Source organism: Modestobacter sp. KNN46-3, assembly GCF_011039295.1.
Genome location: NZ_JAAKGN010000015.1, coordinates 22,158 through 44,322, shown reverse-complemented (window position 1 = coordinate 44,322; position 22,165 = coordinate 22,158). Strand labels below are relative to the sequence as shown.

At 72.1% G+C, this 22,165-nt stretch carries 16 protein-coding genes; 5 read left to right on the top strand and 11 right to left on the bottom strand.

Features of this window, described 5'->3' with window-relative positions; genetic code table 11:
• Positions 1-12: 12 nt before the first annotated feature.
• Positions 13-165, bottom strand: coding sequence for a hypothetical protein (locus G5C62_RS06060; RefSeq protein WP_164700278.1), 153 nt, complete (start codon positions 163-165; stop codon positions 13-15).
• Positions 166-271: 106 nt separating this feature from the next.
• Positions 272-1,393: an NUDIX domain-containing protein gene (locus tag G5C62_RS06055; protein WP_206330493.1), complete on the bottom strand. Its 1,122-nt coding sequence runs from the start codon at positions 1,391-1,393 to the stop codon at positions 272-274.
• Positions 1,394-1,463: 70 nt separating this feature from the next.
• On the opposite strand from G5C62_RS06055, the gene G5C62_RS06050 reads away from it, so the two are divergent.
• The gene (locus G5C62_RS06050; protein ID WP_164700301.1) at positions 1,464-2,879 is read left to right on the top strand and encodes an ADP-ribosylglycohydrolase family protein; all 1,416 of its coding nucleotides are present in this window, start codon (positions 1,464-1,466) and stop codon (positions 2,877-2,879) included.
• Positions 2,880-3,036: 157 nt separating this feature from the next.
• Here the strand turns inward: G5C62_RS06050 and G5C62_RS06045 are convergent, their stop codons facing one another.
• The 7 genes from G5C62_RS06045 to G5C62_RS06015 form a co-directional block, all read right to left on the bottom strand.
• Positions 3,037-3,408: a type II toxin-antitoxin system death-on-curing family toxin gene (locus G5C62_RS06045; RefSeq protein WP_036337176.1), complete on the bottom strand. Its 372-nt coding sequence runs from the start codon at positions 3,406-3,408 to the stop codon at positions 3,037-3,039.
• The gene (locus G5C62_RS06040) at positions 3,405-3,611 is read right to left on the bottom strand and encodes a CopG family transcriptional regulator (protein WP_036337326.1); all 207 of its coding nucleotides are present in this window, start codon (positions 3,609-3,611) and stop codon (positions 3,405-3,407) included. The genes G5C62_RS06045 and G5C62_RS06040 overlap by 4 nt, the downstream gene beginning before the upstream one ends.
• A 45-nt stretch (positions 3,612-3,656) precedes the next feature.
• Positions 3,657-5,300: an NERD domain-containing protein gene (locus G5C62_RS06035; protein ID WP_164700300.1), complete on the bottom strand. Its 1,644-nt coding sequence runs from the start codon at positions 5,298-5,300 to the stop codon at positions 3,657-3,659.
• Positions 5,301-5,313: 13 nt separating this feature from the next.
• Positions 5,314-6,609, bottom strand: a complete 1,296-nt coding sequence (locus tag G5C62_RS06030) for an exonuclease domain-containing protein (protein ID WP_164700299.1) — start codon at positions 6,607-6,609, stop codon at positions 5,314-5,316.
• Positions 6,606-7,145, bottom strand: a complete 540-nt coding sequence (locus tag G5C62_RS06025) for a hypothetical protein (RefSeq protein ID WP_164700298.1) — start codon at positions 7,143-7,145, stop codon at positions 6,606-6,608. The genes G5C62_RS06030 and G5C62_RS06025 overlap by 4 nt, the downstream gene beginning before the upstream one ends.
• A 180-nt stretch (positions 7,146-7,325) precedes the next feature.
• Complete coding sequence (locus tag G5C62_RS06020) at positions 7,326-8,573, bottom strand: type II toxin-antitoxin system HipA family toxin (protein WP_164700297.1); 1,248 nt, start codon at positions 8,571-8,573, stop codon at positions 7,326-7,328.
• Positions 8,570-8,863 carry a helix-turn-helix domain-containing protein gene (locus G5C62_RS06015; RefSeq protein ID WP_164700296.1) on the bottom strand — a complete coding sequence of 98 codons (294 nt, stop codon included), beginning with the start codon at positions 8,861-8,863 and terminating at the stop codon, positions 8,570-8,572. The genes G5C62_RS06020 and G5C62_RS06015 overlap by 4 nt, the downstream gene beginning before the upstream one ends.
• Before the next feature lie 262 nt (positions 8,864-9,125).
• Here G5C62_RS06015 and G5C62_RS06010 point away from each other — a divergent pair, with 262 nt between their 5' ends.
• A complete protein-coding gene (locus G5C62_RS06010; RefSeq protein WP_241175725.1) occupies positions 9,126-14,930 on the top strand; it encodes a DUF4011 domain-containing protein in 5,805 nt (1,934 codons plus the stop codon).
• Positions 14,931-14,977: 47 nt separating this feature from the next.
• Here G5C62_RS06010 and G5C62_RS06005 read toward each other — a convergent pair whose 3' ends face one another.
• Positions 14,978-15,142: a hypothetical protein gene (locus G5C62_RS06005; RefSeq protein ID WP_164700295.1), complete on the bottom strand. Its 165-nt coding sequence runs from the start codon at positions 15,140-15,142 to the stop codon at positions 14,978-14,980.
• Positions 15,143-15,305: 163 nt separating this feature from the next.
• On the opposite strand from G5C62_RS06005, the gene G5C62_RS06000 reads away from it, so the two are divergent.
• Positions 15,306-15,926, top strand: coding sequence for an endonuclease/exonuclease/phosphatase family protein (locus G5C62_RS06000; RefSeq protein ID WP_164700294.1), 621 nt, complete (start codon positions 15,306-15,308; stop codon positions 15,924-15,926).
• A 104-nt stretch (positions 15,927-16,030) separates the two neighbouring features.
• Here G5C62_RS06000 and G5C62_RS05995 read toward each other — a convergent pair whose 3' ends face one another.
• Positions 16,031-16,741 carry a hypothetical protein gene (locus tag G5C62_RS05995; RefSeq protein ID WP_164700293.1) on the bottom strand — a complete coding sequence of 237 codons (711 nt, stop codon included), beginning with the start codon at positions 16,739-16,741 and terminating at the stop codon, positions 16,031-16,033.
• Positions 16,742-17,024: 283 nt separating this feature from the next.
• Between G5C62_RS05995 and G5C62_RS05990 the strand changes: the two genes are divergently transcribed.
• Positions 17,025-18,716, top strand: a complete 1,692-nt coding sequence (locus G5C62_RS05990) for a DUF726 domain-containing protein (protein ID WP_164700292.1) — start codon at positions 17,025-17,027, stop codon at positions 18,714-18,716.
• 497 nt (positions 18,717-19,213) lie between these two features.
• Positions 19,214-22,093 (top strand): DUF3427 domain-containing protein, encoded by a 2,880-nt coding sequence (locus tag G5C62_RS05985; protein WP_241175724.1) that lies wholly within the window; start codon positions 19,214-19,216, stop codon positions 22,091-22,093.
• Positions 22,094-22,165: the final 72 nt, after the last annotated feature.

Here is a 22,165-nt window from a genome sequence, read left to right as displayed (position 1 = left end):
CCGGAACCCGGCTCAGTAGCGCGTGGTGCCGCCCGGGCGACCTCCGCCGCCGCGCTTGTTCTGGAAGTCCGCGATCGCCTTCTTGATCTTGGCCTGGTTGTGCGGCTTGCGGGCCTCCTGGATGACCTTCGACGCGACGCCGGAGATCAGGAGCTTGCGGATCATGCCTGCCATGGTGGTCTCCCTCTGGTGAAGCGGCCGGTGCTGGCCGCGCATCTTCGGACCTGTGCCCCAGGACGACGAGATCCACTCCCGGCGGGTTCCCCGAGGCTCAGTGCGCGCCGGTGATGCGGGCGAGGGCCTGCTCCAGCGCCGTGCGGGCCACCTGCCGGCGCGCCGCCTCGTCCAGCGCGGACGCGGGCACGTGCACGTGGTGCGTCGCCGCTGAGGTGCGTTCGAGCCGGAAGTCCGGGTGGTCGTCGGCGACGGTGACCGCGGCGTCCGGGTCGAGTCCGACGGAGAGCGTCTGCGGCCGGGCGTAGGCAGCGACCCGCTCCTCCCCCGCCGGCCGCACGGCCACGTAGTGCGGCATCACCGTGAGCGTCAGCGGCACCTCGGCACCGACCTCGTCCACCAGTCGCTGGATCGCCGGCGCCACGTTGTGCGCGCCCAGCTCGCCGAAGGTCCGGGCCGAGCCCGCGTCGTCCGCCGGTCGCTCGGCCCGGTTCCGTTCCTGGCGCACCGGGCGGATGCCGAGGCCGTCCCGGCTCTCTCCCGCGCGGCGGTAGAGCTCGGCGGGCTTGCCCATGGCGCCCGGCCGCTCCTTGCGGGCGAACTCCCCGGTGGGCTGGATGAGCCCCTTGCCGACCATGTACCGCCGGAACGTGTCGATGGACGGCCGGCTCTCCCCCGGCCCGGGCTGCGGTGCCACCGCGTCGTGCAGCGCCTGCAGGCTCTTGAGCGGGAACGCCTCGCCGAGCAGGCCGGCGGGGTCGGGCTGCAGCGCGTAGTCCTGCCGCACCCGGTCGACGGCCAGGCGCACGATCGCGTCGTGGTCGAACGGCTGCCCCACGGCGTCGTCCACGGACACCACCCGGACGTCGTCCCGGCTCGTCGCCACCGGGTCGACGTCCTCGGCGAGCAGCAGGACGACGTGGGCGACGCAGAGGACCCAACCCCGGTCGTCGCGTTCGGGATCCTCGAAGACGTGCAACTGCTGCGGGCGCGTTCCTCGGAGGCCCACCTCCTCCGCCAGCGAGCGGAGGACGGCGTCGGCCAGCGTCTCGCCCTCGTGCAGGAAGGTGCCAGGCAGCGCCCACTCCCCGCGGCGCTGGTGCTGGACGACGCCGAGGGCGCCGTTGCGCACGTCCACCGTCAGGACGGCGGTGTCGACCGCGACGGACGGGCGTCGGTGGCCCGCCGACGAACGGTCCTGCTCTCCCTGGTCACTCACCCGTTGACCGTAGGGCGCGTGTGCGGCTGACTCGTACGCGGTTGCACGCCGTGCCACCGAGGGAGGCCAGATGTCCGGACCCATGCCGCGTGACCACCGTGTCGCCGGTGCGCTGATCGGTTCCGCCGTCGGCGATGCCCTCGGCGCGCCGTTCGAGTTCGGCCCGGCCGGCCAGTTCTCCGCCCGCTTCCCCACCGACGCCCGCGGGGTGGCCACCGAGATGTGCGGCGGCGGAACGCTGGACCGGGAGCCGGGCGAGTTCACCGACGACACCCAGATGGCGCTGCTGGTGGCGGCGTCCCTGGTCGAGCGGGACGGTCTGGACGAGGCCGACCTCTTCGACCGGTTCCGCACCTGGCTGCGCGCCGGCGCGCCGGACGCCGGGAAGCAGACCCGCGCCGTCCTGGGTTCCGGTCGGCCGTGGGACGTCGCCGCGGCTGAGCACTTCGCCCGCTCCGGGCACGGGGCCGGCAACGGCTCGCTGATGCGGACGACGCCGGCCGCGATCTGGTTCGCCCGGTCCGGCACCGAGGCCACCATGGACGCCGCCCGGCGGATCTCCGCCCTGACCCACGGCGACCCGTCGGCCGGGGAGGGCTGCGCGGTCTTCCACGAGCTGGTTCGGGTGGCACTGGACGGCGGCGAGCCGCTGGCCGCGATCCCCGCGGCCCTGGAGCTCGTGGCTCCCGAGCACCGCGACCGCTGGGCGACCGTGCTGGCACCGGACTGGACGCCGGACCAGGCGACCGAGAGCAACGGCGCGGTGTGGCCGACGCTCGGCTCGGCGGTGTGGGCGCTGCGGCACGCGGCCGACTTCGCCGGGGTGATGCGGCTGGTCATCGACCTCGGTGGCGACACCGACACGGTGGCCGCCGTCGCCGGCGGGCTGGCCGGTGCGGTGCTCGGCATCGCCGGCATCCCGATGCGGTGGACCTCCGTCGTCCACGGCCGGGTGCCGGGCTACGCCCACAAGCGTTGGGACCTGGCCGACCTGCACGCCCTCGCCATGACCCTGGACGGCCGCCGGACGGACCGGCACGTGGCGGCCCGCAGCCTCCGGATCGAGCCGCGCGAGGTGCTGCCGGGTGTGTGGGCCGCCGACCTGGACGGTGCGCGGATCAGCGCTCGGGACTTCGCCGTCGTCTCGCTGTGCCGGACCGGCGAGCCGTTCGGGCACGAGGTGCAGCGGTTCGCGTACCTGACCGACGACGACGCGAACAGCGAGCTGGACGCCGTGCTGGCCGACGTCCTCGACGACATCGCGGCCCTCCGGGCCGAGGGCCGGCCGGTGCTCGTGCACTGCCACGGCGGCGCGTCGCGCACCGGGCTGGTGCTGCGGGCGTGGCTGCGTCGAACCGAGGGCCTCTCAACCGCGGAGGCCACGGCAAGGGTGCGGGACGCGTGGCCGCACCTCGGACTCTGGAACGACAGCTTCACCGCCACGCTGGACCGCCTGCCCCGGTCGACCGGCGCAGCGAGTGGCTGAGTCAGCGGACCGGCCTGGCTACGAGCGGCGAAGGTCGAGGCCGTCCCCCGAACAGGTCAACGCGGCGGACGATCGAGCTGAGTCGCTGCGGCCGGCGGCGTCGCCCGTGAACTGCCCCTCTGGTGACCCGCTCGTCATGCCCGGCATCCGCGGCGGGTCAGCGCGACCTGACCCGAAGTCGCTCGGCGATCTCCTCGACCTCGGCCGAGCCGGCCGCCACGTCCATGACCAGCTGGAAGGCGGCGTCGTCGCTCAGCTCCGGTTCGTGGGCGTTGAGGTCGAGGAAGACGACTGTGGCCAACCAGCCCAGTCGCTTGTTCCCGTCGACGAGCGCATGGTTGCCCACCAGTGAGTGGAGGAGCGCGGCGGCCTGCAGCGACAACGTCGGGTAGGCCGGCTCTCCGAAAGCCGTCGCCCGGGGCCGCGCAGCCGCGGAGTCCAGCAGGCCCACATCCCGCACCGGGCCGGTGTCCAGCGCCCGGACGAGAGCCAGGAGGTCGTCCAGCTCGAGGTGCTCGACCTGGCTCACACCGTGCCCAGCCGGTCGAGCACGTCGCCCCACTTCTCGATCAGGCGGCCCGAGCTCGCCTGAACGCGAGCGGCGTGGCCGCTTCTCTCATACCGCTCCAGGACGGCGCGCCGGACGATCTCCTGGCGCGAGGTGCCCTCCGCCTCCGCGAGCGCGGTGAGTGCGCGCTCGAGTTCGTCGTCGGTCCGCAGGGTCATGGCCATCGTTCGATGGTACCGAAGTGATACCACCACGGGCTCCTGGCGCGGTCATCGGGGAGGTCCCGAGGTCAGCCGCCGCGCGACTGCTTCGCCACCGACGCGGCGGATCAGCTCGAGATCGCCGCAGACGACGAGCAGGTCACGCGCCCGGGAGAGCCCGACGTACAGCATCTCCCGCGCCCGCTCCTCGCTCCGGAAGCCGTTCACCGCGAGGACGACGGCCGGCCGTTCCAGCCCCTTGAAGCCGAGCACGTGACCGTAGAACAGGTCGTCGCCGTCCCAGTAGGTCGCCCAGTACGCGTCCTGACCGGCGGCCTGCCGCTCGACCTGGACCGGGTGCCGGCTGTACGTCGTCAGCAGCGCCAGCGACTCCGGTGGCCAGCCCTCGCCGAGAAGTGCGTCGGCTGCGTCGTCGGCGACGCTGATCGCGTCCTCCGCCGCGCACGGGAGGAACCGCACCGGGACGCCGCTACCGCCGCGGATCCGCATCTGAGCCGGAGCGAGGCTGCTGAACGTGCCGGCGATCTGCTTGGTGTTGCGCAGGTTCTCCGGCAGCTCGATCGGCACCAGTGGCACCGTCGGCCGGCCCTGCCGGGCGAACACCCGCTGCCCCTCGTCGGAGAACACGTACAAGCAGCCGTCGTCCGGATGCCGCAGCGCCGCGAGGACGGCGGGCCACCACGACTCGGCGAAGTCCTGCGCCTCGTCGATCACGATGGCGTCGAACCGCTCCTCCGCCGGCAGCCCTTCCGCCAGTGACGCCATCGTCTCGGGCAGCTGCTGCTCCCAGTACGAGCTGTCGTCGTCGGAGCCGGGAGCCACGCCCCAGCTGATCCCGAGGTTGTGAAAGGTGCCGACGTACACCGGTCGCTGACGCGCCGGGAGGGTCAACACGCACCGCCGCAGGTACTCAGCCAGGCCGCGGGAGTAGCACATCAAGGCGACCCGCTGGCCGTCCGAGGTGAGCCGCCGGGCCTTCTCGATCGCCAGCCAGGTCTTGCCCGAGCCTGCGCCGCCGCGGATCTCCACCCGGGGGTTGCCGCTCAGGTAGTCGAGCACCTTCGCCTGCGCGTGGGTGAGCAGGTCGCAGGCGGCCTCCCGCTCGGCCAGGTCGGCGACCAGGTCGGCCTGCGGGATCGCCGTCCCGGCCAGGCAGTCGACCAGCAGATCGACGTCGTCCGGCGTCGGCGCGTCGTGCTCCTCCTCGGTGCGGCGCAGCGCCGACTCGATCCGGCCAGCCGCGTGGCTGGTCTCCGTGCTGTCGATGACCAGCGAGCGTGGCGCGTCCGGAGCCGCGAAGTCGGTGGGCAGCACGGTCGTCGGCAGCGCGACGAAGTGGTTGGACCGTGGGTTGCCCCGGGACCACCGCGGGTGCCGGTAGAGGAAGTCGCGTAACGCGTACTTGCACTTCAACGCCTGTTCGACGGGGTGGATCGCCTTGCTCTTCCCGCCGGTCTGCCACCACTGGCCCTCGCGCAGCGAGACGCTGCCGCCCTTGACCTCGATCACCGCGACGCCGACGCCCGGCCACGCGACGATGACGTCAGCCTCTCGGTCCCCGGACCGGTCGGTGAAGCGCAGGTTGCAGAACAGGACGGCGTCGTCGGGCAACTGGTCGCGCAGCGCCTGGACGAACGACTGCTCGGCGGCTGACTCGAAGGTCGGCTCCGTCGGGAACACGCGCGCGGTCACGCCGGCCTGCTGCTCACCGGGCGCCCGCCAGGGACAGCGACTCCCAGAAGACCGCCTCCCCGATGACCCGCACCCCGAGGCTGCGGGCCTTCCGGGCCTTGCCCGACTGGGAGTCCGGGTCTGCGCACACCAGCAGGCTGGTCTTGCCGGACACCGAGGACATCGGCTGGAGGCCCGCGTCCTGAGCGGCCTGCTCGAGGTCGGCGCGGCTGCGGGACATCTCGCCGGTGAACACGATCTTGTCGCCAGCGGAGAACAGCCCGGGCCGGCGAGGCAGGGAGACCTTCGCGCCGGAGCGCACCATGGTCAGCGCGACGTCGACGTCCCGGCTCTCCATGCCCAGCAGCTCGGCGACCCGCCGCAGGTCGGTCAGCTCGGCGTCGGTGACCACGTCGTCCGCGAGCGCCGTGGTGGCCAGGGCCTCCAGGTAGAGGCGGTGCGCGGCCCGCACGTGGTCCGGCCCGCAGCCGAGCTCAGCGGCGAGGGAGAACAGCTGGTCGGCCTCGGTGATGCTGACCAGCCGGTCCTCGAGCGCCTCGTCCAGCACGGTCAGGTAGGGCGCCATGCTCGGGGGTGCGCCGTCCAGCGCGGGCAGGGCCGCGACGAGCCCGCCGAGGTAGCCGTCCCGCCGGCGGGACAGTGCGGTGGCCGCGTCCCGGGGCACCGAAGGGCAGGGGTCGCACGGCGCGCACGGGCCGGGTTCGACCGCCCGGGCGACGAGGTCGGCCCAGACGGCGTCGAGCGGTTCGAAGCCCTCGTAGCCGCCGTCGGCGGCGAAGCGGACGGCGAGGCCGGCGCCGACCAGCGGTTCGGTGCCGAGGTCGGAGGCGAGCATCCGGACGAGCAGCTCGGCGGTCGCGCGGGCGTCGTTCAGCGCGGCGTGTGCATCCAGCGGGATGGACATGTAGTCGCAGAGCGCCTGCAGCGAGCGGGTGCCGGCGCCGAAGAACAGCGGCGCCAGGCGCATGGTGCACAGCGACGGCGACAGCGCGATCGGCAGGCCGGCGCGGCCGAACTCACGGCCCAGGAACCGCAGGTCGAACAGGGCGTTGTGCGCGACGAGGAGCCGGCCGGCCAGCAGGTGGCTGAGGTACCCGGCGATGTCGGTGAAGGCCGGTGCGTCGGCGACGTCACGGGCGGAGATGCCGTGCACCGAGGTGGGCCCGACGTCGCGGCCGGGGTTGACCAGGGTGCAGAACTCGCCCTCCACCTCACCGCGGTCGTCGAGCAGGACGACGCCTACCTCGACCACCCGGTCGACGCCCGGGCGCAGGCCGGTGGTCTCCAGGTCCAGGACGGCGACGCTCACGCTGCCTCCTCCTGCGTCGTCCCCGGCGCGGCCGGCCAGCCGGGCGGGTGCTCGCGGGCGGTCTCACCGCCGGAGGACAGTAGGAACGGCCGGGTGAGCCGCTGGCTCTCCACCTCGTCCCACGCGGTGAGCAGGTCGGAGGCCCAGCGGGCCAGGGTGAGCGCCCTCGAGGCCAGCGGGTCGCCTGCGGTCTCGGCGGTGGCCGTGTCGGGGACGGAGGGCCACCGCGGACGGACGAGGCTCCGGCGGGCCGACGGGAGGGACGCCAGGTGCCTGGCGAAGGCGCGGTCCAGGTCGGCGATCTCCTGCCCGATCGCCGTCGCCAGGGCCGCGGGGTCGGCTCCGACGCCGAACCGCCCGGAGGCTGACTCGGTGGTCACCAGGAGGCGTCCGCGCACCAGCCCGTCGATCCGCTCGTCGTCCGCCGGGAGGACCCAGGCCCCCGCCATCGTCGACTCGAGGCCGTCGCCGACGCTCACCTGCCAGATGGCCACCTGCTCGTCGGTCGGCTGATCGACCACGATGATCCCGCTCATGCGTCCCCCGCTCTCGGTGCAACGAGGCGGACCATGACATGGCGAACCGACGGGATCCGGCGTCTGCGGAACGAATTCGTCCCATGAGCCACACGCGGCTCAGGCGCCGCTCGCGGGCCAGGTGTTCGGACCTGCAGGGTTGACCGGGTCGACCTCCATCGCCCCGGGACTCCGGTCCCCTCAGCCTGCGAGTTCGTCGCACCGGGTCGCGATCAGGTCCCGGAGCCGGTCGGTCGTCGCATCGCCGAAGCCGATCTCGTCCAGTCGGTCGAGGTGTGCCCGGCCGACGTCGACGAGCCGGTCGAGCGCGCGAGCGAGGGCCCGCTCGGCCAGGCCGAGTCGCTGCGCCGCGTCGAGCCACCACCGGCGGCTCAGCCGGTTCGCCCGGCCGTACATCGGCAGCGCCATCGGGTCGCGCCAGGACGAGTACGGCTGCGTGGACAGCAGGTCGTAGGCGGGGGTCACCTCCCACAGACCGGACGGCGCCTGCCGGATGGACAGGTTCTTGCCGTGCAGGTCGCCGTTGCCGATGAGGTAGCTGAAGGCCGCTGTCTCCAGGATGCGACGCAGCGCCAGCGGTCTCGAGCCACCGGCCACCTCGACGGCGCGGGCCAGACCGGTCGCCGCCTCCTGGAAGGTGAGCCGGTACTTCGCTGCCGGGTAGCGGCCGAGCACCTGGCAGGCGTCCTCCTGCGCCAGTCGGCGCGGCGGCGCGCCGGCTGCCTTGATCCGGTCGAAGCGCTCCACCAGCAGGCCCAGCCGGCCGGCTCGGTCGGGCAGCAGCCAGTGGTGCGGCACCGGCAGGCCGCATGCGCGAGCCATGCCGAGGAAGAAGTGCTCGTTCTCGACCAGGTGGGGGTAGCCGTTCGGGTCGAGCTTCAGGATGGCGGGGCCGGAGGTGGTGCCGACCGGGGTGGAGAGCATCGCCGCAGAGACCTTGACCTGCACCCCCGGCAGCGCGACCCGCTCGAGCTGGTCGGGATCGGTGGACGTGGCACGCGCGAAGACGTCGGCGAAGTCGCTCGTCCCCGCCTTGTCCGGATCGAATAGCAGGGCCGGGTCGGTGGGTGGCGCGCCGTTCGGGAGCACCTGCACGTCGCCGATGGCATCGGAACCCACGACCAGCAGCAGGGTGAGGTGGTCGTCGATCGACGTCCGGGCCCCAGCCATGACCGCTTGCAGGCGAGCACCCTCCGGGAGCAGGCCGGCGAAGAACGGCGGGACTGCCCCTGCGGTGGCGCGCACCGGCTCGGCGTTCCTGGGGAGCGAGACGGCTATCGCCGGCAGGGCGGCATCGGCCAGGTAGTCGTCTGTGTAGCGGAACTCGACGTCATCGCCGTCCCGGCGCAGTCGGCCGGCCAGGAGGCCGGCTTTGTAGACGTCGGCCTCCGCGACACCGACCAGGTCGGCGACGGAGGGCGTGGTCACCGGGAGCCGGTCCCGGGTCGGAGCAGCACGGCGTCCGGGACCGCGTCGAGCGCGGGCCGTGGGCCGACGGCCAGCACTAGCCCGAGGGCGTCCAGGACGGCCAGGGCGACCGCGAGGGTCAGCGTGTCAGCCCCTGCCTCGAGGGTCCGGACGGAAGAAATGCCCACCCCGGCCAGGTCGGCGAGCTCGGCCTGGGTGAGGTTCAGCGCGAGCCGCCGGTCGGCGACCAACTGCCCCACCCCGGTCAGGTCGTCCTTGCGGCGACGCCGCGGGCCACTGGGTGCCGACATGCCACTCCCTTGTCGTTGCTAGGAGGCCGATAACGCCTCAGCTGGAGCCGTCGCCCCATCTAACGACATCTGTCGTTGCGATCGCAACGACAGATGTCGCTCAGCCTCCCCCATCCCCCCAGGACGAGCTAGTCGTTGTTGCCGCAACGACAGCGGTCGCTGGCCTGCGCTCATCCGTACCGGCTTCGGCAGGGCCGCCCCAGCTGCCACAACCGTCACCGCCTGACCCGGACTCGTCGCTGCCGGCCGGTAGACAGGGCGCATGACTGCCCCCGTGACCTCCCAGCCGATGGCGACCGACGTAGCGGCGACAGGGGCGCGGGTCACCGTCGAGGTCACCGCGGTCCCCGTGCTCAGCTACGCGCTGGCCCACAACGGCATCGCGGTGGTCTCGCAACTGGTGCTCACCGGGCACGACCAGCCGGTGCGGCACGCCAGCGTGCACGTCGCCGTCCGGGACGCCCAGGGCCCGATCGGCGAGGCCGTCGAGCTGTTCGCCGACATCGACCCCGGGCACACCACGGTGCTCACCGACGTCGGACTGCGGCTGGACCCGGCCGCGATGCTGCAGGTCGAGGAGCGCCGTCCCGGCTGGCTGTCGGTCCTGGTGGAGAAGGACGGCGAGGTGCTCGGCCGGGCCCGCGTGCCGGTGCAGCTCCTGGCCGCCGCGCAGTGGCTGGCCACTCCGCTGGAGCTGGCGATGGAGATGCTCGCCGCCCACGTCCTGCCCAACCACCCGTCGATCCCGGCGCTGGTCACCGAGGCCGCTGAGGTGCTGGACACGGAGACCGGCAGCCCGTCGATCCAGGGCTACCAGGCCGGCCCCGGGCGGGTGGACGCGATCGTCGCCGCGATCTGCGCCGCGGTGCAGGGCCGTGCCGTCCGCTACAGCGAGCCGCCGGCCAGCTGGGCCGACGTCGGGCAGAAGGTGCGCACCCCCGGCGAGGTGCTCGACGAGCGGGTCGGCACCTGCCTGGACCTGGTCGTCGTGCTGGCGGCCGCGCTGGAGCAGGCCGGCATCCGCCCGTTGCTGTGGCTGGTGGAGGGGCACGCCTTCCTCGGCTACTGGCGCGAGGAGCTGTCGGCGCAGAGCTCGGCGACCACCGACGTCGCCAGCCTGGTGAACTTGGTCGACCTCGGGCTGATCCGGCTGGTGGAGACCACGATGCTCACCACCCGCAGCGAGCCGGTCGGCTTCGACGAGCTGCACCGCCCGCCGTACGCCGCCTGGCTCACCGGCGACCTCGACCGGGTCATCGGCGTCGTCGACGTCTACCGCGCCCGGCGCGACGGCGTCCTCCCGCTGCCGGCCCGCACGCGGGACGCCGACGGCACCGTGCAGGTGGTCGAGTACCGGCCGGCCGTGCACAGCACCCCGGCCCGCCCGGCCGACAGCGGGACGGCGGCTCCGCTCGATGCTCGTGAGGCAGCCCCGCCGCGGATCGCGCAGTGGAAGAACGCGCTGCTGGACCTGAGCCTGCGCAACCGGCTGATCAACTACACGCCGCGCGCCGGGATGGCGCTAACCGTGCCGGATGCGCAGCTGGGCGCGTTGGAGGACCTGGTCAACGGCGGGACGGCGCTGACCCTGCTGCCCAGCGACCAGCTGGCTGCCGTCCAGCGCGAGCGCGGTCTGCGGTCGGCCCGGGAGCTGCCGCAGGAGCAGCTGACCGAGCTGCTCCTGGACCGCCTGGGCCTGTACGTCGACGTCCCGGAGAACTCCTACCTCACTCGGATGCGGGCGCTGGCCTACAAGGCGAAGACGGTGCTGGAGGAGACCGGCGCCAACAACCTGTACCTGGCGCTGGGCAGCCTCGCCTGGGAGCTCGACGGCCGGCCGTTGCGCTCACCGCTGATCCTGGTGCCGGTCGTGCTGAAGGCCCATTCGCGGTCGGGTGCCTACCGGCTGACCGTGGACGAGTCCGGCACCAGCACGCCCAACTACTGCCTGCTGGAGAAGCTGCGCCAGCTGCACGGCCTGAGCGTGCCGGGCCTGGCCGAACCGACCGAGGACGGCGCCGGGATCGACCTGGACGCCGCGCTGCAGGCGATGCGAATCGCGCTGGTCGAGCAGGGGCTGCCGTACCGGGTCGAGCCGACCGCCGACCTGGCGATCCTGGCGTTCGCGAAGTTCCGGCTGTGGAAAGACCTCGACGAGCACTGGGCGACGCTGAGCGAGAACCCGCTGGTCGCCCACCTGGTGGACTCCCCCACCGACCCGTTCGACGACCCGGTCGCCGCGGACGGCTCGGTCGACCTCGACGAGCTCGCCGCCGCCGTGCCGGTGCCGGCGGACGCCTCCCAGCTGACCGCGGTCGCCGAGGCCGCCGCCGGCCGGACGTTCGTGCTGGAAGGCCCGCCCGGGACGGGGAAGTCCCAGACCATCACCAACCTGCTGGCCCGGGCGGTCGCCGACGGCAAGCGGGTGCTGTTCGTGGCGGAGAAGCGCGCCGCGCTGGACGTCGTCGCCCGGCGGCTGGACGCGGTGGGGATGGGCCCGTTCGCCCTCGACCTGCACGACAAGGGCAGCCGGCCGGCCGTGGTGCGGGCCCAGATCCGCGCGGCGCTGGAGCACGCGGTGCAGGTCGACGAGCAGGGGCTGGCGGCCGACGGGGAGGACCTCCGTTCGGCCCGGCGCTCACTGGCCCGGTACGCCACCCGGCTGCACGAGCCGAACGCCGCCGGCCTGTCGCTGTACAGCGCGCACACCGGCGCGCTGAGCGTGGGCGACTCCGTGCCGCCGCTGCCCGTCTCCCCGGCCGCGGTCGGTGGGTTGACCGCCGAGGACGTGACGGCGGTGCGGCGCGCACTGGCCGGGCTCCCGGACGTCGCCGACCTGGCCCGGCCGCGGCCGGGCCACCCGTGGGGCTTCGTGGACGTCGCCGACGTCGACGTGCCGGCCGCCGCGACCGCCGCTGCTGCGGTCGATGCCGCCGTCGCCGAGCTGCTGGGGTCCGCACGGCTGGCGCCGGTGCTGGCCGCGGTGCGCACGCCCGGCGACCTGGCCGGGCTGGCCCGGGTGTTGGACGGCCCGCCGGTCGACCTGGCGGTGCTGGACGAGACCCGCTCGGCCCGCTGGCGCAGCGACACGGCCGCGCTGTCGGCCGACGTCGCCGCGTTCTGTGCGGCACCGGGCGTGGACGGAGCGACGGCGGCCGCGCTGGACCTGCCGCTGGCCGAGATCGCCGCCGCCGGGCAGGCCGCGACGCAGTCGGGGTTCTTCGGCCGCAAGAAGCGGCTGATCGCCGTCCGCGATCAGCTGGCTCCGGTGCTGACCGGCGAGGTGGCACCGAAGGAGGTGCCGGCGCTGGCGTCGGCGCTGCTCGCCGCGCAGACGGCGGCGCGGGCGCTGGCCGCCCGGGCCGCAGGGATCCCCGGGCTGCAAATCCCTGCGACGTGGAACCCGCTGACCGATCCGGGCCTGGTCCACCGGGAGGTCGACTGGCTCCGGCTGGCCGGCGCGGTGGTCGAGGGCGGCGACGGCTTCCCCGGGGCGCTGCGCGCGCTGCTGGCCCAGGGGCCGGCGACCAACCCGTCGGCCGCCGTCGTGGTCGGCCGCGCGCAGAACGCGCTGCAGCAACTGCTGGTGGTCTGCCGGTCGACGCCCGAGCAGCTCGCGGCGTGGGCGGGCATCGACGGGCTGTTCGCCCGGTGGCAGGCGACCCGCGCCGAGCGGGCGGTCACGGCGCCCGGGGTGCCGTCGCTGCGCCGGTGGCTGGACCTGGTCGCCGCGGTCGAGCCGCTGCGCTCGGCGGGGTTGGGTGAGGGCCGGTCGGCGCTGCTGTCCGGCGCGGTGCCGGCCGACGACGCCGTCCGCTCCTTCGAGCTCGGGCTGGCCCGCGCCGCGATGACCGAACGGGAGGAGGCCACCGGGCTGGCCGCCTTCGACGCGCCGGTGCACGAGCGGGCGATCTCCCGGTTCACGGCGGCGTCCCGGGCGGTGCGCCGGCACCTGACCGCCGCGCTGCCCGCATCCGTCGTCTCGGCGCGGTCCTTCGACGTCACCGCCCGCGGTGGCCGGGTCGGGGCGCTGCAGCGGGAGCTGAACCGGCAGCGCGGCGGGCTGGGGGTGCGCGGGCTGATCGCCGAGTACGGCGAGCTGGTCACCGCCGTCATGCCGTGCGTGCTGGTCAGCCCCGACTCGGTGGCCCGGTTCTTCCCGGCCCGGGCCGGCCTGTTCGACCTGGTGGTGTTCGACGAGGCGTCGCAGATCCGGGTCGCCGACGCGGTCGGCGCGCTGGGCCGGGCGCACGCCGCGGTCGTCGTCGGGGACAGCAAGCAGATGCCGCCGACGTCCTTCGCCGAGCCGACGACCGACGACGACGCGCTGCCCGAAGACCTGGCCACCGCGGTGGAGGACGAGGAGTCGATCCTCTCCGAATGCGTACAGGCGCGGGTACCGCGGCAGTGGCTGTCCTGGCACTACCGCAGCCAGGACGAGTCGCTGATCGCCTTCAGCAACGGCCAGTACTACGAGAACCGGCTGTCCTCGTTCCCGGCACCGGTGCACGGGCCGGCCTCCTCTGCCCCGGACGGCCGCGGGGTCTCGCTGGTGCGGGTGGACGGCACGTTCCACCGCTCCGGGGCGGGCAAACTCCTGCGCACCAACCCGGTCGAGGCCGAAGCGATCGTGGCGGAGATCCGCCGCCGCTTCGCGCTCTCCCCCGACGAGCCGCCCTCGATCGGCGTGGTGACGTTCAACGCCCAGCAGCGCGCGCTGATCGATGCACTGCTGCGGGACGCCGGCGACGAGCGGCTGGTCGAGGCGCTGGACCGCACCGACGGCGAGGGGCTGTTCGTCAAGAACCTGGAGAACGTGCAGGGCGACGAGCGGGACGTCGTGCTGTTCTCCACCGCGTTCAGCGCCAACGACCGAGGGCAGCTACCGCTGAACTTCGGGCCGCTGAACAAGGTGGGCGGTGAGCGACGGCTGAACGTGGCGATCACCCGCGCCCGGCGGCAGGTGGTGGTGTTCTCCTCCTTCGACCCGGCCGACCTCCGGGCAGAGCAGACGTCGTCGGTGGGGATCAAGCACCTGCGGGCGTACCTGGACCTGGCGGCCCACGGCACCGATGCGCTGCCGCGGGACGCGCGGTTCGCCTCAGTGCCCGACCGACACCGGGACGAGGTCGCCGCCGCGCTGCGTGCCCGTGGACTGGTCGTGCGGACCGACGTCGGGCTGTCGGAGTTCAAGGTCGACCTGGCCGTGTCGCTGGCCTCGGCGCCCGACGTGCCGGTGCTGGCGGTGCTGCTCGACGGCCCGGCGTGGGCGCGACGGCGGACGGTCGGTGACCGCGACGGGCTGCCGGTGGAGGTGCTCGGCGGGATGCTGCGCTGGCCGGCGGTGGAGCGGGTGTGGCTGCCGGCGTGGCTGGCCGACCGGGACGCAGTGGTGGAGCGGCTGGTCGCCGCCGCCCAGACCCCGGCCGCTCCCCCTCTTGTGGCGGGACCCCTTCCCGTTCCGCCGGTCGTACCAGCTCCGGTCGGTCCGACTCTGGAGGCTGATCCCCCGGCGGCGGTCCTGGAGGGTGAGGAGCCGTTCGTGCCGTGGACGCCGGAGCCGGCGGGTGAGCGCAGCCTGCTCGACCAGCTGGGGAACCGGCGGGTGGCCGAGCAGGTGGGGCGGGTGCTGCAGGCGGGCGCCGAGGCGGAGGGGCCGATCCACCTCGACCGGCTGGCCCGGCTCACGGCCGGCGCGTTCGGTCTCGGGCGGGTGGTGCAGGCGCGCAAGGACGCGCTGGCGGCGCTGGTTCCGGCGTCAGCTCGGGTCGGTGAGTTCATGTGGCCCGCTGGGCTGGACCGGTCGTCGTGGACCGGTTTCCGTCGCGATCCGGCGGCGACCCGCCCGATGGAGCAGGTGGCGCCGGAGGAGATTGGGAACGCGATGGTCGGGCTGTGCCGGGCCAGCGCGGGGATGACGAAGGACGAGCTGTTCGCGCAGACGCTAAAGGTGTTCGGCTTCCGCCGCCGCACGCCGGCCCAGGTCGCCGTCCTGGAGTCGGCCTTGGCCGCTGCCACGTCCACCGGCCGGCTGACAGCGGCGGCGTCCGGCCTGCTCACCGCCTGACAGCGTGCCGGTCCCGCCCACCGCAAGGGGGCGGGACCGCGCCGCCGCTACTTCTTCTTGGCCTTCTTGCCCTTGGCCTTCTTCGCCTTGGACTCGGCCTTCTTCGCCTTCGCCTTGGCCTTCGCCTCGGCGGCCTTGGCCTTGAACTTCGCGGTGAGCTTGTCGGCCTTCTTGCCGGACTTCTTGCTGGACTTCGTGACGGTCTTGGCCATGGGGACGTCCTCGTCTCTCGGCGTTTGAGGGAAGTCGAGAGCTTAGCGACGGCGATAGATGGTCCCAATCCGACCTCATCGACCGCGTCGGCGCGGCCCGCAGGACCGCACGACACTGACACTGCCGACAGTGTCGAGCCAAGCGGGTCCGATCGGCCAATTAATGCCCCGGCTCTCGGCCCTCACCCAGCTCGACGGAGGGCACCTCACCTGCATCAGCACCGCGGACGGCCGGTCGGTGACCGGGCTGGGGCGGCGGGTGTGGTCGGGGAGCTCGAAGGAGCCGGTCGTCGTCGCCCGCGAGCCGTGGATGGTGACACTGCACGAGCACGCCGGCTCCGCGCCGGCGTGGGTGCTGCCGGTCCGGGTCAGCGGTCCGACATCGTTCACGCTGGTGGCGGTCTGGACCCTGGTCTTCCAGGGCACGCCTGGCTATGTGGCGCAGCTCGACCGGGCCGCTGACTGGGTCGAGCCGTTCTCCACGAAGGCGCCAACCGTCCTGGCCGGCGACCTCAACGCGCCGATCTCGTCCACCCAGAATGCCTACGACAAGGTCGAACGCCGGCTGAACGAGCTGGGCCTGGTCGACGCCTACCGGGTGGCCCACGGGCTCGAGCTCGACGAGCAGCCAACCGAGCCGACGTACTTCCACCACCGCCGGCAGGACCAGCCGTTCCACATCGACCACGTGTTCGTGCCTCCGCCTGGGCGGACGGGGCGGCGGTCGAGGCGGGCGACTTCGACACGTGGGTCGCCACCGGTCGCAGCGACCACGTCCCGGTGACGGTCACCATCCAGCCGTGATCAGACGACGGTGGGCGGCCGCCCCATAGCGACCGGACGCGGGTTTCGAGACAGGGGTCCGACAGAACGGTCTGACGGGAGCGCTCAAGCGATGCAGACGCCGCGGTCCCGGATCCGTTCGCCCACGTGCCCGGGCATCTGGACTTCGATGAGCAGCTCGGCGATGTGAAAGAAGCCGCCGCCCCGCAGCTCGCGGGCCGCAACGATCTCCTCGCCCCAGCGTGCGTCGATCCCGCACACGTCAGCAACGACTTGGGCGGGAGCGCTGTTGACGTCGACAAGACCACCGTCGTCGTAGTCCCGCGGCAGGTCTGGACGACCGATGCGGAGCTCACGTGCCAGCGGCTGGTCGCTCTCGACGATCGCCCGGGCCCTGTCACGTCGGGCGCGTCCGTCGAGTGCGCGCTGCACGGCTGGGTCCTCGTGGTGCGCCACCGGCTGTCCGAGGCCGAAGACATCACGGCGGGGCCGAATGAGCAGGAAACACGCCGAGATCATGAGCGCAACAGCGGCCAGCCCGCTGACATTGCTCGCAGGCTCTCCGCCCGCAGCACGCTCGGACGAGCTGGGCAGCACGTAGACCAGGAGAATTGCGACAGTTGTGTACGCGCTGGCCATGATCAACATGTAGCGCGTGCGGAGCCGCGTCCATGCGTGCCACATAGGGATCGGCGCGAGGATGCCTGCCGAAGCGAAGACGACGACGTAGTACCAACCGCCCGCCTTGAACCGTTCCCCCAGGGAGCGGCTCGCCGCTGGGACCGGCTGCTGTGCGGATTTCTCGTGCAGAGTCATCTCAATCCCCCGTAACGCGACGAAGCGGCATCATGACACGACGTGGTAGCGGATTGAGTCAACCCCCGCCGTCCCCATGGACTGCGGCGGCGACCACCTCGAAGACAAGGCGCAAAGAAGCCACTTCGGTTGGGAGAGGGCGGCCGCGTGCCGATGAGCGAGGCAGGAGCGCGTGCGCCCACCTCGCACGGACGCACCCCGGCCGGCGGTCTCTTGCTCCGACCGTCGGGACAAGGCGCGCAGGGGCCCGCTGGCTCCTGCACTCTGAGATGAAGGTTGTGAGATGGCGGAACTGACCTACACCCCTCGACAGCGTGGCTTCACCGTGCGGCTGGTCTCGGGAGAGCTCGAGCTCATGGCGAGCGGAACGGGACCGGACGACGCCAACCCGGCGATCGAGGGCAGCACCTTGTTGCTGAAGAACGTGTCGCTGGTTGCGCTTGTTCTGGGATATGCGGCCAACGAGCTGGGCTACCGCAGGACCCGCTCACCCGAGAAGCGAGCGGGACATCGCGAGGCTGCCGACGTCGAACAGAAGGACGCCATCGCTCTCGCGGATCTGGTGTCCAGACTGGGCGACAAGACCACGTTCGCATGGTGCTCCGGGTGTTTCAGCAAGGCGACGCACCGGCACGTCCGACGGTCTGACCGACCGAAGCGCACCCACCTGTGCCAACAGTGCGGTACCCCGACGGTGGACTGCGGCGTGCCTGGCTGCTCGCACCGCGCCGTCATCCGGCCACGCACTCGCATCCGGTTCAGCTACTGCGCCGAGCACCGCCATGCCATTCCCGCCTTCGAGAAGCTGGAAGCGCGGATCCCAAATCTCGGCGACTACCGCAGCTTCCTGAAGTATGAGGCGAGGAATGCGGTACGCATTGCCAAGGTCGCCGGCGGGACCGTCGGAGCCGCCGCCGTCGTCGCGCCGCTGGCGTTCTTTGCAGCACCTGCGGTCGGAGCTGCGCTCGGTAGCTCGCTTTTTGGAGGATCCCTCACCGGGGCTGCGGCGACGACTCATGGCCTGGCGATGCTCGGCGGCGGCGCAATTGCGTCCGGCGGGCTCGGTATAGCTGGGGGCACAGCCGTGGTTACCGCTACCGGAACCGCTCTGGGTGGCGCTCTCGGCGCAGCCACGGTGTCGTCCTACGTAGGAGACGACCGGTCCTTCTCCATCGAGCTTGTGCGGCCAGGTTCGGGAACACCAGTCGTGTTCGCTACGGGTTTTCTCACCGAAGGCCAATCAGCGTGGTCAATGTGGCAACGTCTCATCGACACCCGCTACCCAGATGCCCCGGTCTACCAGGTCCACTGGGGTGCTAAAGAGCTCAAAGACCTGACCGCTCTGCTGGCAGTCGCTGGAGGTAAGGCCGCGGTCCGGGCGATACTTCTCCAAGGCGCTCGCCGTGGGAGCAAGGCCGCGGGGATACCGGGCCTCGGTTGGGTCATGGGAGCCCACGGCATTGCGACCAACCCGTGGACCGTCGCCAAGACGCGAGCGGGGATGACTGGCGCCACCTTGGCCGAGCTGATCGCCAGGAGTGACGAAGGGCCTTACGTTCTTATGGGTCACAGCCTGGGTGCACGCGTAATGGTCACCGCCGCGGAGACGCTGGCAACCCGTTCCGGCAACGCGCAGATCGATTCCATGCACCTCCTGGGTGCGACCGTCGGGCGAGAGGGACACTGGCACGGTCTCTCCGCCGCCGTGGACAACGACGTGTGGAACTACTGGTCGGAGAACGACAACGTGCTGCGATGGCTATACAGGTTGGCTGAGGGCAATGGAGTCGCCGTGGGGCAGACTGGCTTCGGATCCAAACGCTCAAGCATCAAGGACCGCAATGTCAGCCGATGGGTCGCCGGCCATTCGGAATACGTGCGGACGGTCACATTGCAGACGACCGCGGCCGACTCGAAGCCAGGGAGACGATCCGCGCCGACAGCGGAACCATTGAGTCGCCCGCCCGCCAGCTGACGACATGGACGGGGCTCCGCAAGAACCATCTACCAACTGTGACGCCCACTTTGCTACCCCTCCAGCCGGGCCCCGGTACCGGGATTCGACGTGTGTCGTTGTCCTCCACGGGGTCGCGCTCGAGGGCTGCGGCCGCAGGATCTCGAACACGACCGTTCCCCCAGAAACGCCGTCGAGGACGCGCAGGTCGGGAAGTCGGTCTGGGGGGACCCCGCGGACGCCTTGATCGCGAGTAATGTCAGGCTGCGGCGGTGCATCAGCCGGACACCTCGCCATTCCCAGCAAGTGGCCGACTCGCCGCTGGGATCTACGAGGCACTGGTCACCGAGGAGCTGGCCGGGACGCTGGCCGCGACACCTGCAGAGCTAGTGCAGTACGAAGCGCTCGACGCGGCCGACTCACATCTCTCGTTGACCCGGCACCTCGCAGGGATGATCAGCCGATCGCTGCAGGCCGTACCGGGGTCAGACCGAGAGCGCCTGGCTGCCCAGATCGCGTTGGCCAACCGGATTGCGGCCGCCGTCGGCGAGCTCAGTGCGCCGAACGCCGTTCTGGCCGGTGACCGCATCGCGGACACCGCGCAGCACCTGCTGGCCGTTGCGCCCCCCTCCGCCACGCCCACGCCGGTGGCCTTCCCGGCGCGGCCGGAGGTGCCGCTGAGCACCAGCGCACTGCTCGTCAACGGCCGCGGACAGCCGCGAATCGGGTACGAGGTGGAGCGCGAGCTGGCGTCCGCGGACAGCGTCGACCTGCTGTGCGCGTTCATCACCTGGCACGGCGTCCGGGTGCTGGAGCAGGCCCTGCAGGACCTGCAGCAGCGCGGCGTACGACTGCGGGTCATCACCACCACCTACCTGGGCGCGACCGAACCGCGCGCCGTCGAACGACTGATCGCCGCAGGCGCCGACGTCCGGATCTCCTACGAGACGCGGACGACACGGCTGCACGCAAAGGCCTGGCTCTTCCACCGCAACTCCGGCTTCTCCACCGGCTACGTCGGTTCCTCGAACCTGTCCCGGGCGGCGCTGATCGACGGCCTGGAGTGGAACGTCCGGCTGTCGTCGGTGGAGCAGGCTCATCTGCTGCAGACTTTCGCCGAGATGTTCGACTCCTACTGGCACGACCCGGCGTTCGAGCCCTACGACGCCGAGCGGTTCACCGCCGCCATCGCCGCCGAACGGGGTGGTCGCGGCGACGCGCCGACCGAGATCACCTCGCTGGACGTCCGGCCGTTCGGCTATCAGCAGGAGATCCTCGAGGCTCTGGACGCCGAGCGGCTGGTGCACGACCGCTGGCAGAACCTCGTGGTGATGGCGACCGGTACCGGCAAGACGGTGGTCTCCGCGCTGGACTACCGGCGGCTACGCGCCCAAGGGCACGTCGAGACGGTGCTGTTCGTCGCCCACCGCAAGGAGATCCTGACCCAGAGCCGGTCGACGTTCCGCCAGGTGCTGCGCCGCGGTGACTTCGGTGAGCTGCTGGTCGACGGAGCCAAGCCCACGCAGTGGCAGCACGTGTTCGCCTCGGTGCAGTCGCTGGCGCAGTTCGACCTGTCCGACCTGCGGCGGGACCTGTTCGACCTGGTGGTGGTCGACGAATTCCACCACGCCGAGGCCGCGACCTATCGACGGCTGTTGGACCACCTGCGCCCGAAGGTCCTGGTCGGGCTGACGGCGACGCCCGAGCGGGCCGACGGACGAGATGTGATCGCCCGCTTCGGCGGTCGAGCAGCGGTCGAGTTGCGACTGTGGGAGGCGCTGGAGCAGCGGCTGCTGGCGCCGTTCCAGTACTTCGGAAAGCACGACGACGTCCCACTGGACACAGTGCGCTGGCGGCGGGGTTCTGGCTACGACGTGGCTGAGCTGACCAACCTCTACACCGGGAGCGACGCGCGGGTGCGGCTGATCCTGCAGGCCGTGGTCGACACGGTGGCCGAGCCGACACGGATGCGAGCACTGGGCTTCTGCGTGAGCATCGACCACGCCGTCTTCATGGCTGCTCGGTTCGACGCGGCCGGCATCCCGAGCCGCGCGGTGACATCGCGGGACGGCGCGGAAGCCCGGGCGGCAGCCCTGACCGCATTGCGGAACGGCGAGGTGAACGTGCTGTTCACCGTCGACCTGTTCAACGAGGGCTTCGACCTGCCAGAGATCGACACGGTGCTCTTCCTCCGCCCGACGGAGAGCGCCACCGTGTTCTTGCAGCAGCTCGGCCGCGGCCTGCGGCTGGCTGAGGACAAGCCGTGCCTGACCGTGCTGGACTTCTTCGGCGTCCAGCACCGGAGTTTCCGCTTCGACCTGCGCTTCCGGGCGTTGACCGGCACCCCCCGGCGTGGGCTGGAGCGGGAGATCGACCTCGGCTTCCCGACGTTGCCCGCGGGCTGCTCGATCCAGCTGGACCGGGTGGCGCAGCAGGTGGTGCTGGACAACGTGCGTCAGTCGCTGCGACTGCCCTGGCCGCAGCTGGCGAGCGAGCTCGCCGCCTCCCCGGACGCCGACCTGCCCACCTTCCTGGACGAGACGGGGCTGGACGTCGAGGACCTCTACCGCGGAGGCAACCGGACCTGGCTGGACCTGCAGCGAGCGGCCGGCGTGGTCACCGCCGAGCCAGGACCGGACGACGCCCGGCTGCGCGGCGCCTTCGCCCGGATGCTGCACCTGGACGACACCGAGCGACTCGACCGGCTGAGCGACGTGCTGACGGGCGCGGCGCTGGGGTCAACCGACCGAGCCCGGCGACTGGCCGCGATGCTGCACTTCACGCTCTGGGGTTCACGGACGCCGTTCTCCTCGGTTGAGGAGTCACTGGCGCGGCTGCTCGCTGACCGGGCTCGATCGGCGGAGCTGGCTCAGCTGATCGGGGTGCTGCGGGAGCGCATCCATCGAGTGGCGCCAGCGCTGGACGGCGGATCGCGGCCGCTGCACCTGCACGCGCGGTACAGCCGCGAGGAGGCGCTGGCGGCGTTCGGGATGACCGACCTGGCCGGCACCTTCGGGTCAGGGGTGCGCTGGGTGCCGGACGAGCGAGCGGACCTGTTCTTCGTGACGCTGGCCAAGACTGAGGGGCACTTCTCTCCCACCACCATGTACGCCGACTCGGCGATCACGCCGACGCTGTTCCAGTGGGAGTCGCAGAACACCACGACCGAGGCGTCACCGGTCGGCCAGCGGTACGTGCACCACCGAGAGCGGGGCAGTTCGGTGCACTTGTTCGTGCGGGAGACGAAGACGGCGGACGGCGCGCTCGGCGTGCCGCCGTACCTGTACGCCGGGCCCATGAGTTATCAGTCGCACACCGGCAACCGGCCGATGCGCATCCTCTGGCGACTCGACCACGCGCTGCCCGGCGACGTCTACCACGCGGCGAGAGTGGCTTGAATGCCGTAGCTGATCCGTCTCGTCGACGGCGCGCATGGGACCGAAATGCTAGCCGCTTGCGGTGGGGAGCAG